General features: G+C 69.9%; 20 protein-coding genes. 5 read left to right on the top strand and 15 right to left on the bottom strand.

Going from position 1 to position 20760, the window contains the following annotated elements; all coding sequences use genetic code 11:
- The first annotated feature begins 93 nt into the window (after positions 1-93).
- Together OG524_RS25870 and OG524_RS25865 are read left to right on the top strand one after the other, a co-directional pair.
- The gene (locus OG524_RS25870; protein WP_405811750.1) at positions 94-945 is read left to right on the top strand and encodes a helix-turn-helix domain-containing protein; all 852 of its coding nucleotides are present in this window, start codon (positions 94-96) and stop codon (positions 943-945) included.
- Between the two features lie 12 nt (positions 946-957).
- Positions 958-1158, top strand: a complete 201-nt coding sequence (locus OG524_RS25865; protein WP_405811749.1) for a DUF397 domain-containing protein — start codon at positions 958-960, stop codon at positions 1156-1158.
- Positions 1159-1164: 6 nt separating this feature from the next.
- Here the strand turns inward: OG524_RS25865 and OG524_RS25860 are convergent, their stop codons facing one another.
- From OG524_RS25860 to mnmA, 5 genes are all read right to left on the bottom strand, one after another.
- On the bottom strand, positions 1165-2415 hold the full coding sequence (locus tag OG524_RS25860) for a restriction endonuclease subunit S (RefSeq protein WP_405811748.1): 1251 nt from the start codon (positions 2413-2415) through the stop codon (positions 1165-1167).
- Positions 2405-5005, bottom strand: a complete 2601-nt coding sequence (locus OG524_RS25855) for an N-6 DNA methylase (protein ID WP_405811747.1) — start codon at positions 5003-5005, stop codon at positions 2405-2407. The genes OG524_RS25860 and OG524_RS25855 overlap by 11 nt, the downstream gene beginning before the upstream one ends.
- 106 nt (positions 5006-5111) lie before the next feature.
- Positions 5112-5945, bottom strand: a complete 834-nt coding sequence (locus OG524_RS25850; RefSeq protein WP_405811746.1) for an RloB family protein — start codon at positions 5943-5945, stop codon at positions 5112-5114.
- Positions 5942-7210 (bottom strand): ATP/GTP-binding protein, encoded by a 1269-nt coding sequence (locus tag OG524_RS25845; RefSeq protein WP_405388483.1) that lies wholly within the window; start codon positions 7208-7210, stop codon positions 5942-5944. The genes OG524_RS25850 and OG524_RS25845 overlap by 4 nt, the downstream gene beginning before the upstream one ends.
- Positions 7211-7321: 111 nt before the next feature.
- Positions 7322-8455, bottom strand: a complete 1134-nt coding sequence (gene mnmA / locus OG524_RS25840; RefSeq protein ID WP_405388484.1) for a tRNA 2-thiouridine(34) synthase MnmA — start codon at positions 8453-8455, stop codon at positions 7322-7324.
- 61 nt (positions 8456-8516) lie between these two features.
- Between mnmA and OG524_RS25835 the strand changes: the two genes are divergently transcribed.
- On the top strand, positions 8517-9185 hold the full coding sequence (locus OG524_RS25835; RefSeq protein ID WP_405388485.1) for an N-acetylmuramoyl-L-alanine amidase: 669 nt from the start codon (positions 8517-8519) through the stop codon (positions 9183-9185).
- Between the two features lie 108 nt (positions 9186-9293).
- Here the strand turns inward: OG524_RS25835 and OG524_RS25830 are convergent, their stop codons facing one another.
- The 3 genes from OG524_RS25830 to OG524_RS25820 form a co-directional block, all read right to left on the bottom strand.
- Positions 9294-10463 carry a cysteine desulfurase family protein gene (locus OG524_RS25830; RefSeq protein ID WP_405388486.1) on the bottom strand — a complete coding sequence of 390 codons (1170 nt, stop codon included), beginning with the start codon at positions 10461-10463 and terminating at the stop codon, positions 9294-9296.
- 143 nt (positions 10464-10606) lie between these two features.
- Complete coding sequence (locus OG524_RS25825) at positions 10607-10924, bottom strand: DUF4190 domain-containing protein (protein WP_405811745.1); 318 nt, start codon at positions 10922-10924, stop codon at positions 10607-10609.
- A gap of 48 nt (positions 10925-10972) precedes the next feature.
- Entirely contained in the window at positions 10973-11149 is a 177-nt protein-coding gene (locus OG524_RS25820; protein WP_405812550.1) for a hypothetical protein, read from the bottom strand.
- An 84-nt stretch (positions 11150-11233) separates the two neighbouring features.
- Here OG524_RS25820 and OG524_RS25815 point away from each other — a divergent pair, with 84 nt between their 5' ends.
- Positions 11234-11863 carry a TetR family transcriptional regulator gene (locus OG524_RS25815; RefSeq protein ID WP_405388490.1) on the top strand — a complete coding sequence of 210 codons (630 nt, stop codon included), beginning with the start codon at positions 11234-11236 and terminating at the stop codon, positions 11861-11863.
- A 234-nt stretch (positions 11864-12097) separates the two neighbouring features.
- On the opposite strand, the gene OG524_RS25810 is transcribed toward OG524_RS25815, so the two are convergent.
- Positions 12098-13963 carry a protein kinase domain-containing protein gene (locus OG524_RS25810; RefSeq protein WP_405811744.1) on the bottom strand — a complete coding sequence of 622 codons (1866 nt, stop codon included), beginning with the start codon at positions 13961-13963 and terminating at the stop codon, positions 12098-12100.
- A gap of 188 nt (positions 13964-14151) precedes the next feature.
- On the opposite strand from OG524_RS25810, the gene OG524_RS25805 reads away from it, so the two are divergent.
- Complete coding sequence (locus OG524_RS25805) at positions 14152-14745, top strand: TetR/AcrR family transcriptional regulator (protein ID WP_405388492.1); 594 nt, start codon at positions 14152-14154, stop codon at positions 14743-14745.
- A gap of 19 nt (positions 14746-14764) precedes the next feature.
- Here OG524_RS25805 and OG524_RS25800 read toward each other — a convergent pair whose 3' ends face one another.
- The 6 genes from OG524_RS25800 to OG524_RS25775 form a co-directional block, all read right to left on the bottom strand.
- Positions 14765-15730: a helix-turn-helix transcriptional regulator gene (locus OG524_RS25800; RefSeq protein WP_405388493.1), complete on the bottom strand. Its 966-nt coding sequence runs from the start codon at positions 15728-15730 to the stop codon at positions 14765-14767.
- Positions 15731-15824: 94 nt separating this feature from the next.
- Positions 15825-16694: a thioesterase family protein gene (locus tag OG524_RS25795; RefSeq protein WP_405388494.1), complete on the bottom strand. Its 870-nt coding sequence runs from the start codon at positions 16692-16694 to the stop codon at positions 15825-15827.
- A 51-nt stretch (positions 16695-16745) separates the two neighbouring features.
- Entirely contained in the window at positions 16746-17417 is a 672-nt protein-coding gene (locus OG524_RS25790) for a trimeric intracellular cation channel family protein (protein ID WP_405388495.1), read from the bottom strand.
- A gap of 47 nt (positions 17418-17464) precedes the next feature.
- On the bottom strand, positions 17465-18802 hold the full coding sequence (locus OG524_RS25785; RefSeq protein WP_405388496.1) for an ABC transporter ATP-binding protein: 1338 nt from the start codon (positions 18800-18802) through the stop codon (positions 17465-17467).
- Positions 18799-19791, bottom strand: a complete 993-nt coding sequence (locus OG524_RS25780) for an ABC transporter ATP-binding protein (protein WP_405388497.1) — start codon at positions 19789-19791, stop codon at positions 18799-18801. The genes OG524_RS25785 and OG524_RS25780 overlap by 4 nt, the downstream gene beginning before the upstream one ends.
- Before the next feature lie 6 nt (positions 19792-19797).
- Complete coding sequence (locus tag OG524_RS25775) at positions 19798-20760, bottom strand: ABC transporter permease (RefSeq protein WP_405811743.1); 963 nt, start codon at positions 20758-20760, stop codon at positions 19798-19800.

Raw genomic sequence — 20760 nt, 5'->3', positions numbered from 1 at the left:
GATACCACTTTCACCCCAACGAGTTGGACTAGCGGGATCGGCCGTCGAGCACGCACGACACCGAGACAATGAGCACGACCGAGGAGAGGGCGCATGGCACCACGGCAGGCACCAACCGTTCGACAGCGTCGATTCGGCACAGAACTTCGCCGGCTACGCGAAGCAACAGGAATGTCCGCACCAAAAGCGGCAGAGCTGTTGGGCACCGATCGCACGACCATCTCCAATGTGGAGGCCGGCCGTTTCGGCATCAGCGAGGAGCGGCTGCGCCGACTGGGCAGCATCTACGAGTGCGACGATCCCGCACTGATCGATGCTCTCGCCACGATGACAGGTGGTCGCAAGCGGGGGTGGTGGGACGAGTACCGGGGCAAGATCCCACCGGACTTCCTGGAGGTGTCCGAACTCGAGCACCACGCATCGAGCCTCCGGACGCTCCAGACCGCGCACCTTCCGGGCATGTTCCAGATCGGAGACCACGCACGGGCACTCTTCGACCTGTTCATCCCAGCTCTATCCCGCCTGGAGATTGAACTGCGCATTGCCCAGCGTCTGGCCCGCCACCAGGTACTCACGAACGAACCTGCTGTCGCATACAAGGGGCTGATTCACGAATCGGCGCTACGGATGCAGGTAGGTGGCCGCCTCGTGGCCAAAGCCCAGTTGAAGCGCCTGCTCGATGAGAGCGAGCGCGACAACGTGACACTCCTCGTGATCCCGTTCTCGATCGGCGGCTTCCCGATGGCAGGCGACTCGGTGTTGTACGCCGCTGCCCAGAGCCAACACCTGGACACGGTGCAGGTGGACTCCCCCATCGGGGCGGTCTACTTCGATTCACCCATGCAACTGGCTAATTTCCGGCGGCGACTGGACGCGGTCGAACAGGTAGCGTTGAATCCAACGCAGTCGAGGGATGTCATCCTGACCGTCGCCAGAGACCTGTGAAAGGTGCCAGCTTTGTCCGAACCGAAGTGGCTCAAGTCATCGTTCTCAGAGGCCTCGGGCAACAATTGTGTCGAGGTCGCGGCGGTAGAGGCAGACGGCATCGCACTCCGCGAGAGCGAGAACTCCGCGGTGGTCATATCAACGAACCGGGCGGCGCTGCGTGCGCTCATACTCGGAGTGAAGCGCGGGGGAGGCGAGCCCGTCCGGGATTGACTCCAATCAGGTCGACGGGACCCGCACCCGACCACCAAGTAGATCTTCGAGCAGGCCGGATTGGAGCACCCGCAACTTGGCAATCTGCTCCTCCATGTCTACACGCCGACGTTCGAAGAGGTTCTGGTCTGCAATGATCTGACTCTGCTCTTCCACTGAAACCATCGGAACGCGCAAACCCCGGATATCATCCTGAGTGATGTTGTTCTGCCCAGTGCCGCCATTCAGCATATTACCGATCTGCGCGCGCACCCTTTCCGAGGCGAGCAACAATGCCAGAAAAAGCGGCTCGACAGCCGCCGAGTTGGGAACAAGACGAAGCGTCTTGTCAGACAACATTAGTTTTCCTGGCGTCGCATCCACATGACATACAGAGCCGACCAGGGATCGAGCACCATTTGCCCGGGCAACCAGAACATCACCCTGGCGAATTTCCAGTTCGGGGCGAGGATTCAACGCCGATGGCAAACGCTTGGATTCACGTGCATCGAAGCGCCCTGAAGTAACGGCACTGACCCGAATAACCCCCCACTCGTCCGGAGCAGGCGGAAAGGTGTCACAAGCCGGGCTCCAGCCAGATTGGACGCACTCCAGCAGTACCTGCAACTGCACACGATCAGACGTCATGTAGGGAGACAGCGCCCGGGAGAAAGCCGCGCGCTTAGCTTTCGCGAGCTTGCCCAAAACCCGCTCCAGCGCGCTGATCCGCCGCTCGAAGGCGGCGTGCACGGCAACGATCCGGCGCTGCTCTTCCAGTGGGACGTCTGGCACTTGCAGTCCACGAACATCTGCCTGTGAGATGTTGTTCTGCCCGGTTCCCCCGTTCAGAAGACCGCCAATCTGGCGTCGCACACCTTGCGATGAAAGCAACACAGCCAGAAAAGCAGGGTCCATCGACGTCTTTGGAACCACTCGCAGAGTCTTATCCGAAAGCATGAGCCCGGCACGTGTAGCGGATACGTAGCAGGCAACGCCAACCAAAGACCGAACCCCGTTCGCGCGCGTCAGTAGAACGTCGCCGGGACGAACTTCCAAGTCCGGACGCACAGCCAAACCTTCGGGAAGCCGCTTTGCTTCACTCTCGACGAATCGCCCCGCCGACACAGCACTGACTTTCAGCACGCCCCACTCGTCAGCCGCCGGCGGGATGGAGTCGCACGAAGGGCTCCACCCCGACTCGATTCTGCCGAGCAGCGAACCGAGGGGCACAGAAGGATAGGAACGCCCCAGGCCGGAGAGGCTCGTTTCACCGCGCATAGCCCAGCTCCTCAAGCCACTTCCCCAGCTCACCCGCAGCCCCGTCGCTCTCCGCCTCCAGGTCCGTCAGCGACACCGCGTACTTCTCGACCCAGTTCCGGAACGCCGCCACCAGCTCGCGCCTCCGCACAGCCGTAGCCGAGTCCAGGCGCCCTGACAGATCCGCGTCCAGGACCTCCAGCACCACCCGCTCCGGGCCGCCCTTCTCCGCCAGCACCACATCCCGCGCAGCCCGCAGCTGGCGGAGGAACACCTCGTCCAGTGCCTTCCGCTTCTTCCGGGCCGCTGCCAGGGCCTTCTTGCGGGCCGCGACGTCGCGGGTCAGCGCTGCGATCTCCTCCGGCGAGGCCGCAGGCGCGGCGTCCTCCTCCGGCTCGGCGCCGTCCGCGCCCTCCGCAGTCTCTTCCGCGCCCTCGTCGCCGTCCGCGGGCTCCGGCCCCTTCGCCTCGGCCAGTTTCTCCAGCGCCGTCTTGTGCGCCACGTCGGCCTCGGTGACCGCCGTGTCCGCCGCCACCACCGCGTCCAGGAACTCCGGGATCAGCACGCGCACCACCGGCTGGTCCATGGCGCGGCGGCGGTCGGTGGCCGTGACCGTCGTCTTACGCGTCGTGGTGTCGTCGTCGGGGATCACGGGCTCAACGATCGCCTCGACCGAGTCGACCCAGCCGGTCAGCACCCGCTCGAATCCGCCCGCCGCCAGCGCCTTCATGTCGTAGCGGTTGGTGGCCCACCAGTCGGCGATGATGCCGGCCGTGGCGAACTCGTCGATCACCCCCACCGCACCGATGTCCCTCTTGAACGAGTCCAGGAGCCCGCTCCGCAGCTTCATCAGCTCACGGTCGGCCGCCAGCCCGGCGAAGAGCGGTGCGTGGGCCTTCCACCACGCGCCGTACACCTCGTCCAGCTCGGCTTCCTTCTCCGCCGCCAGCAGCGGAATCCGCCGGGCCGTGGCCTCCGGCCCCTCCGGCAGGAAGTCGTAGTAGTCCGGGTCACCGTCCCGTACGGCGAACAGCTCCGTCGCGTCCACGTCGAACGAACGGAACAGCTCGGCCCGGTCCGCGACCTCGGTCACCGGAACGCCGCCGTACAGGTGCGCCCGTACGTCCTGGGGTTCGGCGGGCGGCGAGTTGTCCACCCAGCGCCGGATGTTGAGGTTGGCCTCGGCGGCCAGCAGGTCCTCCACCTCGACCTCCCGCGAGTACCGCGGGATCTGGCGCCACTGCTGGTACGTGGTGACGATCTTCTCGACGTGCTCCGGGCGGAGCTCGTTCTGGTTCCGGCCGGCCGTGAAGTCCCGGTCGGCATTGATGAACAGGACCTTCCCGGCCCGCTTCGCAAGCTTGCGGTGCGGGCGGCGGAGCACCAGCACGCAGGCCGGGATGCCCGTCCCGTAGAACAGATTCGGGCCGAGGCCGATGACCGCTTCGACGCAGTCGTCCTTGAGGAGCTGCTCGCGAATGTCGCGTTCCTTGCCACCACGGAACAGCACCCCGTGCGGCATGACGATCGCCGCCACTCCCCGTTCCTCCAGCACGGCCACCATGTGCTGGACGAACATGAGGTCGGCCTTCTTGCCGCCCTCCGGCGCCCAGTGCTTCATCCGCGCCCCGTGCTCCTTGTCCGCCTTCGCGACCAGGGATGCGTCGTAGTTCAGGGAGAACGGCGGGTTCGAGAGGACCTTGGTGAACCGGCGCAGCTGCTTCGTGCCAGGTTGGAAGTGCAGCGGTTCGGTGAGGGTGTCGCCGTGCTGGAGGTCGAACTCCCGGATGCCGTGCAGCACCATGTTCATGCTGGCCATGGACCAGGAGGGGCCGTTCTTGTCCTGGCCGTTGACCGACAGATGCGTCGGGTCGCCGCCGTGCTCCTCCACATGCTCACGGGCAGCGATCAGCATGCCGCCGGAGCCGGCGCACGGGTCGTAGACGGATTCCTCGGCCTTCGGATCGACGAGCCGGACCATCATGCGTACGACGGCGCGCGGGGTGTAGAACTCCCCGCCTTTCTGCCCGGCGGAGTCGGCGAACTCCCCCAGCAGGTATTCGTAGGCCGCACCCAGCATGTCGGGGAACTCGAAGTCTTCGTTGCGCAGCCGGTAGAGCGTGAAGTGACGGATCAACTGGGCGAGTTCGGCGTCGGTGAAGCGGGGCTTCGTTCCGATGACCTCGTTGAAACTGATGTGCGTGGTGACTCCGGCGAGGCGGTCGTTCCCCTCGCTGAGCGCGACCATCGCCTGGTCGAGCCGCTCACCGACGCGGCTGGTGAGGGTCTGGATGCCGGGCGCGGGGTTCTCCGGATCCTCCAGGTCCAGGTGGGGTCCCCTCCACCAGCGCGCCCGGGGCGGCACGTAGAAGACGTCGGTGTACGAGTCCTTGTCGTCGGCCCGCTTCAGCGCTTTGGACTCGTCCTTCGTGCGTTCCAGCGCCTCCCGGTAGACCCGGTCCCACTCGGGCTGGAACTCGTCGGAGGCCCGCTTCAGGAACAGCATCCCGAAGATGTAGTCCCGGTACTCGGAGGCGTCCATCCGCCCGCGCAGGATGTCGGCGGCCGAATACAGGTGCCGTTCGAGCTCGGGCAGGGTGATTCTGGCCACGCGCCATTCCTTCGTACGTACGGTGAGGGGATCGGGATCCTACGGAAGTTTAGGCGCCACGGGCGCCCTGGGATGACGAGCGGCCTGATCGAGCCACACCCGTCGATCAGGCGTCCACGATCTCGAGACTCACCAGCAGGCGCCAGACATCGGTGGACGGGTCACGGTCGAGGACCGGGCAGTCAGCGGCGTGACCCGAGTGCGGAATCAGCGGATCGGGACGCTCGGGAGCGCCGGCCCACCGGTAGCGGTCCTTCCGGGTGGACTTGGCCTCGCACCTGCCGTGCTCGCACTGCTTGACCATGCTCCGTGCCCGGCCGACGGCGTCGGACTCCTTCTTGTCCAACGCCGTGCGCCGCCCCTCCTTGACGCTCTTGTTGTTCCTCTTGTCGAAGTCCTTGAAGGCCGGATTCGCCTGCCGCAGCGCGTCCACCACATCTTTGCTGCTGCCGCTGCGCCTGCCCCCGAACGCCTGGAAGTGGAGCAGAAGCCACAGGTCGAACGAAGGGTGCGAGAAACAGACCTCGGTACCCTGCTCGGCCGCCCTCTCCAGAGCTTCAGGGATGTCGTGGTGCTGATCCCGGTCGAAGAGGGCCCAGGCCTCGTCCTCCTCCGCCTTGGCCTGGACCTGGGCGACCACCCTGGCCGGTGTCAGGCCGTTCTTGGCGTACACCGGCTGGATCCGGAACCGCCGTCCACCGGTGAGGCTGCCGTCCCCGAACCGTTCGCTGAGGTAGTTCAGGTAGTCCGGCTCGGTCGACTCCCCCTCACAGCCGACGTAGAGCACCCGTTGTGCTCTCGTGTCCTCGGGAGGCGGCGGCTCGGGCGCCGCGAGGGGCTTCCCCTCACCCTTGCGGCTTTTGCGCTTCCGCCGGGGCGGCTCGCCCGCCTGCCCCTGGTCGTCGTGCTGTCCCTGCTGCTGCCCACCCCACGTACTCACGCTGTTGCCTTCTCCTCCTGCCAGGACAGTTCGCGGGCGATCTCCCCCGCACTGACTCGGGGCACACCGCCGTACCGGCCGCGCAGATAGCCGCGCTCCAGGTTCTCGCCGTCCTTCGGGTGCGCGGCGGTCAGCGGATACACCTCCGTCGCGCCCGACCGGTCCTTGGCCGCGATCCAGACCTGGTCCCGGCCGAGCGGCCGGTCCAGCACCTCGCTGCCCAGCAGGGTGGCGTCGTGCGTCGTGAAGATCAGCTGTGCGTTCCGCGGGTTGGCCTTCGGGTCCTGGAAGATCCGTACGACCTCTGCCGCCAGCGTCGGGTGCAGGCTGGAATCCAGCTCGTCCACGAGCAGCACCGCCCCCTTGTCGAGCACTGTGAGCATCGGTCCCAGGAAGGCGAACCAGGCGTGCGTGCCGAAGGACTCCTCGGTGAGGAAGTCCAGCGAGGTCTCGGTGCCGTCCGCTGTACGGTGCCTGAGCCTGACAGCACCGGACTCCTGGTCGATGTCCATGCCAGTGACACCGAGGTCGGCAACAGCCAGCAAGTTGATGACGCGCTCGCGGTACGCCTCGTTCGCGCTCTGCTCGATGAGCTCCTGGGTCCACCTGGTCCGGTGCTCGACGTCCGCGCCGGGTGTCACGAGCCACAGGTTGTCCAGGAACCACCGGTGCAGCGCGGAGAGTTGCGGGTCGTTCAGTGTGGCGGCGGTGGACAGGAACAAAGCGTCGGGGCGGGTGAGCGCCACCAGGTCCTCACGGCGGCCCTTGAAGCCCTCGCCCTCGAAGACGAACTCTCCGCCTTCCCCTTCGGGGCGCCCTGCCTCCCGGTCGAACCAGATCTCGCGTCTGCCCTGCGGGTAGGCGTGCAGCCACTCGGCCTCGACACGCTCGTCCGAGAGCTCGAAACCGTACGTGAACCGCGTGCGGCTGCGTCCCAGAGTGAGGTCCACCTCGTAGAGGCTGGTCTCCTCCGCGTAAGCGGGGGCGAGCTTGAACGGCTTCCGGGGGACCCCTGGTGTCTTCGCCCAGTCGGCGAACGAAGTACGAACCGCGGCGCGCATGTCGCGCAGAGCGCTGAGCATGTTGCTCTTACCCGCAGCATTGGCGCCGAAGACGCCCAGCACCGGCAACGCCGACACTTCCTGCTCCGCGTGGCGGAGCCCGGTCGGGCGGCCACCGCTCACACCGGGTTCCGAGCCGATCAGCGACAGCTCGCACTCATCGCGGATCGAGCGGTGATTGGCCACCCGGAAACGCAGTAGCACCCTCGGCCTCCCGACAGGACGGGGAGGCTGGCCCCGTCGTACGTACACCGCATGCGGACGATCCGCACGTGCAGCCTATGACGCCTGCACCGGGCGTGCCAGCCCCGCCCCTCAGCCGGCGGCCGCCGCCTTCTCCTTGCGCACCGTCGTAGCGATCGTGGCCGACCCGACGACCCGGGTGCCCTCGTAGAGCACGACAGCCTGGCCCGGCGCCACGCCCCGTACGGGCTCGGTGAACGAGACGTGCAGGGTGCCGTCGGTCAGTTCCGCCGTCACCTCGGTCTCGCCGCCGTGGGCGCGCAGCTGCGCGGTGTACGTACCGGGGCCGGCCGGGGCCGTACCGCACCACCGAGGCTTGATCGCGGTGAGGGCGGTGACGTCGAGTGCCTCCACCGGTCCGACCGTCACCGTGTTGTTCACCGGGGAGATGTCCAGGACGTAGCGCGGCTTGCCGTCGGGGGCCGGGTGGCCGATGCGCAGGCCTTTGCGCTGGCCGATGGTGAAGCCGAAGGCGCCCTCGTGGGTGCCCACCTTCGTACCGGACTCGTCGACGATGTCACCCTCCGCGGGGCCGCCGAGACGGTCCGCGAGGAAGCCCTGGGTGTCGCCGTCGGCGATGAAGCAGATGTCATGACTGTCAGGCTTCTTGGCGACCGCCAGACCCCGCCGCTCGGCCTCGGCCCGGATCTCGTCCTTGGTGGTGAGGGTGTCACCGAGCGGGAACATGGCGTGGGCGAGCTGCCTCTCGTCCAGGACGCCGAGGACGTAGCTCTGGTCCTTGGCCATGTCCGAGGCGCGGTGCATCTCCCGGGTGCCGTCCTCGTTGAGCACGACGGTGGCGTAGTGGCCCGTGCAGACCGCGTCGAAGCCGAGCGCCAGGGCCTTGTCGAGCAGGGCGGCGAACTTGATCTTCTCGTTGCAGCGCAGGCAGGGGTTGGGCGTGCGCCCGGCCTCGTACTCCGCCACGAAGTCGTCCACGACGTCCTCACGGAAGCGTTCCGCCAGGTCCCAGACGTAGAACGGGATGCCGATGACGTCCGCCGCGCGGCGGGCGTCCCGGGAGTCCTCGATGGTGCAACAGCCCCGCGCTCCGGTACGGAAGGACTGCGGGTTCGCGGACAGGGCGAGGTGTACACCGGTCACGTCGTGGCCTGCCTCGGCGGCACGGGCCGCGGCGACGGCGGAGTCGACTCCGCCCGACATGGCGGCGAGCACACGGAGGGGGCGCTGGGAGATCTCAGTCATAGCCCGTCCAGAGTACGGGGCCCCGGGAACCGAATGCGCGCGGATAAGCGTTGACGATCACATGGGCACCAGAGGGAAGGCCGGAGAATCCGGGAGCGGGCCGTCGCGCGGCATCAGCAGACGCACGCTGCTCATCGGCGGCGGCGCTGCGGCCGTGGGCACGGCCGCGCTGGCCGCGGAGGAGATCCGGCGCGTCTGGTGGCGGGTACCGGGTGTGGAGAAGCCCCGCACGCCGGGTGAGCTGGACTTCGCGGATGCCCGCTGGGTGGCGGCCTCCGAGGCGAACTGGCGGCGGGCCGACCGCCCCGACGACTACGGCGTGGACCGGGTGATCGTCCATGTCACCCAGGGCAGCTTCGCCAGCGCGGTCAAGGTCTTCCAGGATCCGGCGCACCAGGCGGCGACGCACTACATCGTCGGGCAGAACGGCCGGGTGACCCAGATGATCCGCGAGCTCGACGTGGCGTACCACGCCGGTAACCGCTCGTACAACGAGCGCAGCATCGGCATCGAGCACGAGGGCTTCGTGGACCGCCCGAAGGACTTCACGCCGGAGATGTACGCGGCGTCGGCGCGGCTGACGGCCGCGATATGCACGCGGTACGGCATACCCGTGGACCGCGACCACATCATCGGCCACGTAGAGGTGCCGGGCACGGACCACACGGACCCCGGCCCCCACTGGAACTGGCCCCACTACATAAACCTGATCCGCACCGCCCGCCCCTAACACCCCCGGGCCCCGTCCCGGCCAGTGAGAGGGAAGGGACCGAAAAGCGGGCGTTATGCCCGATTTCCGCGTCCGCCCCCTCCCATCGACGGGCGCGAGGTACGGGCGTCAGCTGAGGCCGGCCGTTCTGGCCCGGTCGACCGCGGGGGCGATCGCGCGGGCCACCTCCGCCACGTCCTTCTCCGTGGAGGTGTGCCCGAGGGAGAAGCGCAGGGTGCCGCGTGCCAGGTCGGGGTCGGTGCCGGTGGCCAGGAGCACGTGGCTGGGCTGGGCGATGCCGGCCGTGCAGGCCGAGCCGGTGGAGCATTCGATGCCCTGGGCGTCGAGCAGCAGCAGGAGGGAGTCGCCCTCGCAGCCGGGGAAGGTGAAGTGGGCGTTGGCGGGCAGCCGGCCCCCGGGGGCCGGGTCGCCGCCGAGAATGGCGTCGGGGACGGCCCGCAGCACGGCTCCGGCCAGCTCGTCGCGGAGTGCGCCGACCTCGCGGGCGAAGTCCTCGCGCCCGTCGGCGGCGAGCCGTCCGGCGACGGCGAACGCGGCGACGGCGGGCACGTCCAGGGTGCCGGAGCGCACATGCCGTTCCTGCCCGCCGCCGTGCAGCACGGGAACGGGCGTGCAGTCGCGGCCGAGCAGCAGCGCGCCGATACCGAACGGCCCGCCGATCTTGTGCGCGCTGACGGTCATCGCGGAGAGTCCCGACCGGGCGAAGTCGACCTCCAGCTGACCGAAGGCCTGCACCGCGTCGGCATGCATCGGAATGTCGAACTCACGTGCGACTTCGGCCAGTTCACGTATCGGCATGATCGTGCCGATCTCGTTGTTGGCCCACATCACCGTGATCATCGCGATGTCGTCGGGGTCACGGAGGATCGCCTCGCGCAGCGCCTCGGGGTGCACCCGCCCGTACCGGTCGACGGGGAGGTATTCGACGGTCGCGCCCTCGTGCGTGGCGAGCCAGTCGACGGCGTCGAGCACGGCGTGGTGTTCGACGGGGCTGGCGAGGAGCCGGGTCCGGCGGGGGTCGGCGTCGCGCCGGGCCCAGTAGAGGCCCTTCACGGCGAGGTTGTCGGCCTCGGTGCCGCCGGAGGTGAGGACCACCTCGCTGGGGCGTGCGCCGAGGGCGTCGGCGAGGGTCTCTCTGGACTCCTCGACGGTACGGCGGGCACGGCGCCCGGCGGCGTGCAGTGAGGACGCGTTGCCGGTGACGGCGAGATGCGCGGTCATCGCCGCGATCGCCTCCGGAAGCATCGGCGTGGTCGCGGCGTGGTCGAGGTAGGCCATGGTGGACCCGATTCTACGAGCCCCCGGCGGGGTGCATCGCGGGCGCATCGCGCCGCGGCTCCCTCAAGGGCCTCGGAGCGGCCCGTGGCCTGCCCCGGTCCGGAGCCCGATCCGGTACCGGAGGGCCTTCGGCCCCGCCCCCGTCAGCCCCCGAAGTTCCAGGAGACGGTGCCGTTCGCGGTGACCAGGACGGCCAGGACGGCCAGGTCGGCGATGCCGAGGGCGAGGCCGAGCAGGGCGCGTCCGCGACGGGCGGTGGAGCGGGCGAGGGCGATCGACGCCATGACGACGGCCGTGGGCCCGAGAAGGATATTCATCACAAGGAGGCCGAGCAGACCGAGGACGAACGAGGCGACGGCCAGCCCGTCGGCCTCGCGGGTTCCCTCCCCGGCCGCACCGCGGGCGCTACGGACAGTGGGTGTACGGCGAGAGGTGCGGGTGAGTGCGGTGGCGAGTGTCATGGTGCGGGCTCCTTCGGTTCCGGTGGGGTACGAGGACGGGTCCCGCGGTCAGCGGGCCCGGCGGGCGAGGTGTTCACGGACGCCGAACAGCGCCAGCCAGAGACCGATCACGGCTGCGGCGGCCAGGGTCAGCGGGAGCGGAAGGTGCGCGACCGCCCCGAGAACGACCCCCAGCAGGAGCAGGGCGGCGACGAGGACGAACATGTGCGGCCTTTCTGCGGACAATTGAGAGTACGACTGTTCACTGACTTCTGAGTCTAGGCCGCACACCACTACCAAGTCCCGGAGAACGGTTGTTTACTGAATGGCATGAGTCACACCATCGGCATCCGGCAGGCCCAGAAGAGGAAGACGCGTCAGGCGCTGCTGGACGAGGCTCTCCGGCTGCTGGAGCACCAGAGCCTGAGCAGCCTGGGCCTGCGCGAGGTCACCCGGGCCGTGGGTGTGGCCCCGACCGCCTTCTACCGCCACTTCGACGGCACGGCGGCCCTGGGTGTGGCCCTCGTCGAGGAGACGCTCGGCAGTCTGCACGGCATGATCGGCGCGGTCCTCGCCGAGACCGGCGACAGCGAGGAGCGGCTGGACCGCAGCGTCGAGCTGATCGCCCGTCATGTCGCGGCCCAGCCCGCCCACTTCCGCTTCATCGCCCGCGAGCAGCACGGTGGCGTCGGCCCGGTCCGCGAGGCCATCGCCGCCCAGCTCCGGCTGTTCGCCGAAGAGGTCGCGGCGGCGCTCGCCACGGAGCCGGAATCGACGGGCTGGGACCGGGAGGATCTCCTGATGCTGGGCGGTCTGTACGTCGACCACATGGTGATCACGGCATCGGCGCTGCTGGACACGGGCCCCGAGGGTGAGCGGGAGATCGTCCGGGTGGCACGGCGCCGGCTGCGCCTGGTCACGCTGGGAAGGGCGCACTGGCTGGACGGGGGCGGGGAGTAGGCCCGGAGCAGGCGGTCGGACGCGGACGGAGACGGGACGCGGACAGGGACGGGGACAGGGGCGGGGACGCGGGCAGGGACGCGGGCAGGGACGGGGACGCGGACAGGGACGGGTAGCGCCGTGCACCGGGTCCGGGACGGATCGGCCGCCGCCGGACGGGGCCGGGCGCCGGCGGGGATCAGCTGCCGGCGGCCGGGCGGCGGCGGCGCGCATGGGGCGCCGGCGCTGTTTCCGTCAGAGCGCCGTCCAGCGTTGCGACGCCTCCCCCGCGCAGGTCGACGCCGACACGCCGCCGCCGTAGGCCAGGTCGAGGCAGCCGCCGTTCGAGACGCTCACGAGGCTGCCGCCCGGTCCCGCACGCCAGAGGCGCGGCGAGGACTGGTCGCAGGCGCCCGTGAAGACCGCCTGGTTGAGCATGTTCGCGGACAGGCACTGCCCGTTCGCCTTGTTGAACAGCTCGAAGTTTCCGCCGGACGCGCTCCGGACGGTCCACGTCGCGGACGAGGCGGAGCATTCCCCGTCGTCCGCGCTGCCGTAGACGGTGATGAGGCAGTTGTTGTTGTCACCGTTGCGGTATCGATGGGTTCCGGAGGGGGACGTGGTGCCCGTGCCGCCGGAGGCGGTGCCCGACGTACCGGAGGTACCGGATCCGGTGCTGCCGCCCGAGCCGCCCGAGCCGCCGGAGTCGTCAGAGCTGTCCGAGCCTCCCGATGCCGCCGATCCCTCCGACCCGTCCGCGCCGCCCGCCCCGTCCTCGGCGCCGGCCGCGGTTCCCCCCGCCGCGGACCCCTCGCCGTCTTCCTTCCCCTTGGCTCCGGACTCGTCCCCCTCCGTACCCTCGGCCTTCTCCTTGCCCGGCGACTTCCCCGGTGCCACCGTGCCCGACGGGCTCCCGCCGGTTGTGACCGGCCCGGGTGCGGCCGGTCCCGTGGCGGAGACGGACGGAGTGGCCCGCGCCTGGTCCTCCGGCGCGTCGAAGGTGTACGGCAGGAGCCGCACCGCGAGTGTCGTGCCGCCCAGCACCACGATCGCGGGAACGACCGCGAAGACGATGCGGGTACGGCGGCGGCGCTCACGGGGCTTCGCCCGGACCTCGGCCCCGGCGCCGCCCTCCTGCGGCTCGGGCGCCGGACGGCCGGCGGGATGTGTCGCCCCGGGGCCGGGCGACGGTACGTCGATCTCCTGTACGTTCGCGGCGAATTCGGCCTTGGCGGACAGCTGCCGGCTGATGATCTCCGGCCAGAGCGGAGCGGTGAACGGACCGCGCTCCGTGGCGCGCCGGAGGAGCTCCGCCGCGGTGGGGCGGGCCTCGCCGTCCTTGTCGAGGCAGGCCTCGACGATCTCCGCCAGCTCCGGGTCCACGGCCCGTACCGCCGCCAGGTCGGGCTCCTCGTGGACGATGCGGTACAGCACGGCGTGTCCGGACTCGTCACCGAAGGGCGGAGTGCCGGACGCCGCGTAGGCCATCACCGAGCCGAGTGCGAACACATCGGTGGCACCGCTCAACTGCCGTGCTGCAGCGGCCTGTTCGGGAGCCATGTAGGCGGGCGTGCCCACGACCATGCCGGTCCTGGTGAGCTGGCTCTGTTCCGCGGCCCTGGCCACACCGAAGTCGATCAGGGTGGCGCCGTCGACCGTCAGCATGACGTTGGACGGCTTGAGGTCCCGGTGCACCATGTCCAGCGCGTGCACCGACGCGAGCCCTTCGGCGGCCTCGCGCAGCAACAGCCACAGCGCGTCGGCGGGGAGCGGTCCCCCGTGCAGTTCGAGGGCCTCGCGCAGGGTGAGCCCGGGGACGTACGCGGTGGCCAGCCACGGCGGCCGTGCGGTGCGGTCGCTGGCGATCAGCCGCGCGGTGGCCTCCTCGGGGAGCCGGGCGAGGTTGTCCAGTTCGTGCCCGAAGCGGCGCAGGAAGTCCTTGTCCTCACCGACGATCGAGGGAAGGACCTGCTTGACGGCGACGTAGCGGCCTTCGTGGACCCCGAGATACACCCGCCCCATGCCACCGGCGCCGAGCCGGCCGGCCAGCGGTATCCCGCCGATCCGCCGCGGATCGTTCTCCTCCAGCGGCTCGGCGCCGCTCCCACCCAGGTCTGACAACGTCCACTCCGATTCCCCCGCGCACTTCACTGTCACTCAGGGGGAAAGTCTGGCCAATGGATACGATGACTGGAAGCATCTTCTAGAAAGTTGTTCTAGAAATTCACCCGGGGAGCGACGGCGGCCCGGGGAGCGGCGGAAGAGACCTCCGAGAGACCCATCCCACCGACCACGGGGACGGCCATCCGATGAGCCCCAAGCAGCATCGCGGCGAGGTCACCTCCGACCTGCTGCTGGAAGCCGCGCTGAACGTGTACGCCGCGTCGGGCGAGCAGGGTCTCACCGTGAGTGCCGTCACCAAGGCCAGCGGCGTCAGCCTGGGCAGTCTCTACCACCACTTCGGCAGCCTCGACGGCCTCTTCGCCGCGCTCACCGACCGCTGGCTGGACCGGCTCCTCGGCGAGCTGGCCACGGCCCTGCTGGGGGCCAGGACCGCGCGTTCGGGCATCCGGGCCGTCGTGCGGGCCTACCTGGCGTTCGTCCAGGAGCACCGGGGGCCCGCGCTGCTCCTGCACTCGGCGGTCGCCGACCGCCGGGGCATGGAGCGGGGCAGGGAACTCCGCGACGCCCAGGAGGCGAGGGTGTCGGCGCTGACCCTCTGGATCCAGGCCCGCATCGATTCCGGCGAACTCGCCCCGCTCCCCACGCCACTGATCGAGTCCCTGGTCCTGGGCCCCGTCGTCGGTGTCGCCCGGCGCTGGCTGTCCGGCATCGAGGACGTCGACCTCGACGAGGCGGCGCGCCTCCTGCCCGACCGGATCTGGCGGTCCGTCGGCGCGTAAGGGCCGCGCGCGGCAAACGTCACCCGTCACCCGCGTACAGCTCGCCGACCGCCGCAGCCGCTTCGGCGAGCAGGCGGCGTGCCTCCGGGGGCGCCAGCACTTCGAGGTTCGGGCCGAAGGACAGCAGGGACCGCACCCAGGCCACCTCCGGCACGGCGAGCTCGGCCAGCAGCCACGGTTCCTCGCCCTGCGGCTCGGGCCGGCCCGTGAGGACGCCCGCGTGGATGCGCACGAAGAGGTCCAGCCGGGAACGGTGCACGCGCACCCGCAGCCGTACCTCCCCGGGGCGCTCCTCCACCTGCCGGCGCAGCGCCTCCCAGGTGTCGGACAGCTCCACCCCTTCCCGCCGCACCACGGGCTCCCCGGTGAGGGACGCCTCCCGCACCCGGTCGGCGCGGAAGAGCCGCGGTGCGCCGTCGAGGTCGGCGACCAGGTACCAGACGCCCGCCTTCACCACGAGGCCGTAGGCGTCGACGGTGTAGGTGCGTGGGGTGTCCGTGCCGCTGTGCCGGTAGCGGAGAAGCAGCCGCCGGTCCGCGAGTACGGCCTCGTGGAGCTCGGCCACGTCGACGGGGGTCCGCGGGCCGCTCATCCAGCGGACGGGGTCCACGAGGACGCGGCGGCTGGTCTGTTCGGCCGCGGGCCGGTGCGGGGCGGGGAGCGCGGCCATCACCTTGCGCAGGGCGGAGCCGAGCGCGGCGTCGAGGCCGAGGGCGGAGTGGGCCCCCTGCGTGGCGAGGACGAACAGGGCGCGCGCCTCGTCGGTGGTGAGCCCGGTGACATCGGTACGGAAGCCCGGAAGCAGCGCGATCCCGCCGTTGCGCCCCCGCTCGGCGTACACGGGGACACCGGCGGCCGAGAGGGCCTCGACGTCGCGGTAGATGGTGCGTACGGAGACGTCGAGGCGCTCGGCGAGCTCGGTGGCGGGCACCAGGCCCCGGGTCTGGAGCAGCAGCAGGACGGAGAGCAGCCGGTCGGACTTCACGGCCCCATCATGACGCGGGCACCGGCGCCGAAGGCCTGGCCGCGGTGGCCCCTGTCGCCCCGGGGCGTCGCCTCGGGGTGGTGGACCTCGCCTGTCAGCCGCGCGGTGCGCGGGCCAGCTGGCGGGACTGGGCGACCAGACGGCCGGCGCTGTCCCAGACGTCCGCGTCCTCCTCCAGGAATCCGCCCGCGAGGTTACGGGTGGTGATGGAGACGCGCAGCGGTCCGGGGGCCGGGCGGCAGCGGATGTGGGTGGTGAGCTCGATCGTGGGCGTCCAGCCCTTCAGGCCGAGCTCGAACGAGGTCGGCGGCAGCGCGTCGACGGTGAGCAGCAGCGAGAGCGGGTCCGCGTCACGGCCGTCCGCGAGTCCGAACCAGCCTCGCATCTCGCCCTTGCCGGACGGTGCGCCGACGGCCCAGCCGATCGTCGCCGGGTCGAGCTTGATGTCGAGCCGTTCGGTGATGGCGGAGCTGCCGGGAATGGGTGCCGGACCGTCGGACGGGCCGAGGCAGTGCTCCCGCGGCGGGATGGCGGGCGGCTCGGCCGATGTACGGACGTCGTCGGTCAGGCCGTCCAGGTCGCCGTAGGTGGCGAGCACCCGGATGCGCTCGACCTCGGTGCCGTCCTCCGCGAACTGGAAGAGCGAGGCCTCTCCGGTGGAGAGCGTGCGGCCGGTGCGCACGACCTGCGTACGGATCACCGCGGGCCCGGGGACGGAGGCCGTCAGGTAGTGCGCGGAGACCGAGAAGGGGTCGGAGTGCGGCAGCGCCTCGCCGAGCGCCCGGCCGAGCATGGCCAGCAGGTAGCCGCCGTTGACGGCGTGGATGATCGTCCAGCCCGCGGAGAGCTCCGCGTCGTAGACGCCCTCCTCGCGGAGGGTGACGGCCGTGTCCCGGTCGAACTCGCTGTCGCCGATGGTCGCCCGCGTGGTGTGCTGCGCCTGCGCTGCTGCTGCCTGTGCCATGGGATGCACCGTACACCGATCACATTACTGAGCGGTAGCTTTATGTTGCGGTCAGATGACGGCCTGGGATTCCTCGGCCGTGGCCGAACGGCGGTTGTAGGCGCGCGGAGCCCGCCAGTGGAAGCGCATCGCCAGCAGCCGGAGGACGAACGCGGTGATGACTGCGGTGCCGCTGGTGAAGGCGTTGAGGGCGTCGAAGCGGATACAGAGCACCACCATGACCGCGCCGACGATCGCGGGCACCGCGTACAGGTCGCGGTCCCAGCGCAGCAGGGACGGCACCTCGTTGGCGAGTACGTCGCGCAGCACACCGCCGCCGACGGCGGTGGCCAGCCCGAGGGCGGCCGAGGCGGTGAGGCCGAGGCCGTAGTCGTAGGCCTTGACCGTGCCGGCGACGCAGAAGAGGCCGAGGCCGGCCGCGTCGAAGACGTTGACACCGACCTGGATCCGCTCGACGTGCGGGTGGAGGAAGAACACGAGGCCGGCCGCGAGCAGCGGGGTCAGGAAGTAGCCGAGATCCGTGAAGGCCGCGGGCGGGATCGCCCCGATCATCACATCGCGGAAAATCCCTCCGCCCAGCGCTGTCACCTCGGCGAGCACCGCGATGCCGAAGACATCGAAGTTCTTGCGTACGGCGAGCAGAGCGCCCGAGATCGCGAAGACGAAGATCCCGACGAGGTCGAGCGCATGCTGGACGGAGGGAGTGAAGAGTTCGTTGAGCACCGGACAGTTCTACAACGTCCGGTGCCCACGATGTCGCCCGGAGGCCGTCAGACGGTGCCGGCCTTCCCTTCGGCGCCGGCCTCGGCCACGGGCGGGACCGCGTCCTCGGTCTCGTCCGGGGCGTCGGCCGCGTCTGCCGCCTCGACCTCGGCGTCGGCGGTGTCGGCTGCCTCACCCTCGGGCGCGGATGCCTCCCCGGACGCCTTCTCCGGTGCAACTCCGGCTTCCGCTTCGCCTTCGGCTTCCGCAGACTTCTCCGCCACCGGCACCACGGCGACCGAGTCGGCGGGTGCCTTCTGCGCGGGCACCTTCACAGCCGGCGTCGTGTCAACGACCGGCTCCTCGGTGGGCGTCCCCACGACCGCCTCGATACCGGTTGCCCGGGTCAGCCCGATCGTCCCGTCCTCGATCTCGGCCGCGAAGTGGCAGGCCACCTTGTGCCCGTCGCCCAGGTCCGTCAGGACCGGGCGTTCGAGAGCGCACTTGTCCTGCACCCACGGACAGCGGGTGTGGAACCGGCAGCCCGCCGGCGGGTTGGCCGGCGAGGGCAGGTCGCCCTGGAGCAGGATCCGCTCCCGCCGGTCCTCGACCTCCGGGTCGGGCACCGGCACCGCGGACATGAGCGCCCGGGTGTAGGGGTGCTTCGGCCCGGCGTACAGCGCGTCGCTCGGTGCCTCCTCGACCAGGGAGCCCAGGTACATGACCCCGATGACGTCGGAGATGTGCCGGACGACGGCGAGGTCGTGGGCGATGACGAGATACGTGAGCCCGAGGGACTCCTGCAGTTCCTCCAGCAGGTTGATGACCTGCGCCTGGATCGACACGTCGAGTGCCGACACCGGCTCGTCGCAGATGATCACGTCCGGTTCGAGCACCAGGGCGCGGGCGATGCCGATGCGCTGGCGCTGTCCGCCGGAGAACTCGTGCGGGTAGCGGGACAGCGAGTTCGCGGGCAGGCCGACCTTGGCGAGGATCGCCTTGATCTTCTCCCTGCGGTCCGCCCGGTCGGCACCGATCCCGTGGGCGGCCATTCCCTCGGAGAGGATCGACTCGATGTTCTGCCGCGGGTTGAGGCTGCCGAGCGGGTCCTGGAAGACCATCTGCAGCCGGCGGCGGAACTTGCGCATCTCCTCGTCCGGCAGCTTGGCCAGGTCGGTGCCGTCGAAGACGACCTCACCGGAGGTGATGTCCACGAGGCGGAGCACGGCCCGGCCCAGGGTCGTCTTGCCGCAGCCCGACTCGCCCACGAGCCCGTACGTCTGTCCGGCCTCGACGCTCAGCGAGATGCCGTCCACGGCGTACACGTGTCCGACCGTGCGGTCGAAGAAGACACCCTTCTTGACGGGGAAGTGGACCTTCACATCGTCGAGTTCGAGCAGGCTCATGCCGAAACCTCCGCCTTGGGCAGGACCGGGTTGACACAGCGCACCTGGTGTCCGGCCGTGCGTGGTTCGGTCAGTTCGGGAGTGCCCGTGAGGCACTCCATCGTGTAGAAGTCGCAGCGGGGCGCGAAGGCGCAGCCGTCGGCCCAGGCGATCTTGTCGTTGATCGACCCGCGGATCGGGCGGAGCGGTTCCCCGCGCGGTGCGTCCAGCCGCGGGATGGACCCGAGGAGTCCGTGCGCGTACGGGTGCGTGGGCGCGGCGAACAGCTCACGCCGGTCCGCGGACTCCACGGCCCGTCCCGCGTACAGGACGTTGACCTGGTCGCAGATGCCGGCGACGACCCCGAGGTCGTGGGTGATCATCAGCAGGGCGGTGCCCTCCTGGTCGACCAGTTCCTTGAGGAGTTCCAGGATCTGGGCCTGGATGGTCACGTCGAGCGCGGTGGTCGGCTCGTCGGCGATGAGCAGCCGCGGCGCGCAGGCCACCGCCATGGCGATGAGCGCACGCTGCCGCATACCGCCGGACAGCTGGTGCGGGTACTCCTTCAGCCGCCGGCGCGGGTCGGGGATGCCGACCCGGTCCAGCAGGTGGGCGGCCTCCTTGCGGGCGGCCTCCCCCTTCAGGCCGCGGTGGCGCTGGAGGATCTCGGTCACCTGGATGCCGATGGGGATCACCGGGTTCAGCGAGGACAGCGGGTCCTGGAAGATCATCGCCAGCTGGCTGCCGCGCATGTCGCGGAGTTTGCGCCGGCTGATGGTCAGCAGGTCCTGGCCGTCGAACTCGACGCGTCCGCCGACCTTCACGCCCTTGTCGGGCAACAGGCCCATCAGGGCGAGCGAGGTCACGGACTTGCCGCAGCCCGACTCGCCGACCAGGCCGACGACCTGGCCCTGGTCGACGCTGAAGGATACGCCGTCGACCGCGACGGAGTCCTTGCGGCCGCGTCCGCCGAAGGTGACGCTGAGCTGGTCAACATTGAGCAGTGCCATGGGAGATCAGCCTCGCAGCTTCGGGTCGAGGGCTTCGCGCATGGCCTCGCCGAGCAGGGTGAAGCCCAGTGCGGTGATGATGATCCCGACGGCCGGGTAGGCGGCCATCATCGGCTCGTTGTCGAAGAACCGCTGCGCCTGGGAGAGCATGACGCCCCACTCCGGGATCGCCGGGTCCGGGTTTCCGAGGCCGAGGTAGGACAGGGCCGCGGCTTCGATGATCGCGGTGGCGAGGCTGAGCGTCGCCTGGACGATCACCGGGCTCAGCGAGTTGGGCAGGATCTGTGTGAGGACGATCCGCTTCTTCCGGATGCCGAGCGCCTTGGCCGCCAGGACGTAGTCCGCGCCGCCCTGGGCGAGCATCGAGCCACGCAGCAGACGGGCGAAGACGGGGATCTGGACGACACCGACGGCGATCATCACGGTGGTCAGGGACTGGCCCATGACCGCCGCGACGGAGACCGCGAGCAGCAGCGAGGGCAGCGACAGCATGAGGTCGGTGATGCGCATGATCACGGTGTCGATCCGCTGACCGGTCCTGCCGCCGAGGGTGGCGGCGGCACCGGACAGGACGCCGACGGCCGCGCCGATGACCAGGCCGATGAGCATGGAGACCACACCCACGAGCAGGGTCTGGCGTGCCCCGACGAGCATGCGGGAGAAGAGGTCACGGCCCAGGTGGTCGAGGCCGAACCAGTTCTCGCCGCGCATGCCGACGAACTTGCCCTGGTTGGTGAAGACTTCGCCGCGCCAGGTCTGTGCGGTGGGGCTGTACGGGGCGATCCACGGTCCCACGATCGCCATCACCACGAACAGGCCGATGACGACCGCGCCGATGATGGCCATCTTGCTGCTCCGCAGCCGCCGCAGCGCCTCGCGCCACAGGCTCGCGCCGGAGGTCGACTCGGTCTGCTGGGTCAGCTCGGCGAGCCGGTCGATCTTGTCGGCCCTCTTGGTCAATGCAGTCAC

The organism is Streptomyces sp. NBC_01520, assembly GCF_045040375.1.
GTDB lineage: Bacteria > Actinomycetota > Actinomycetes > Streptomycetales > Streptomycetaceae > Streptomyces.
This window is presented reverse-complemented; position numbering and strand designations above follow the sequence as displayed.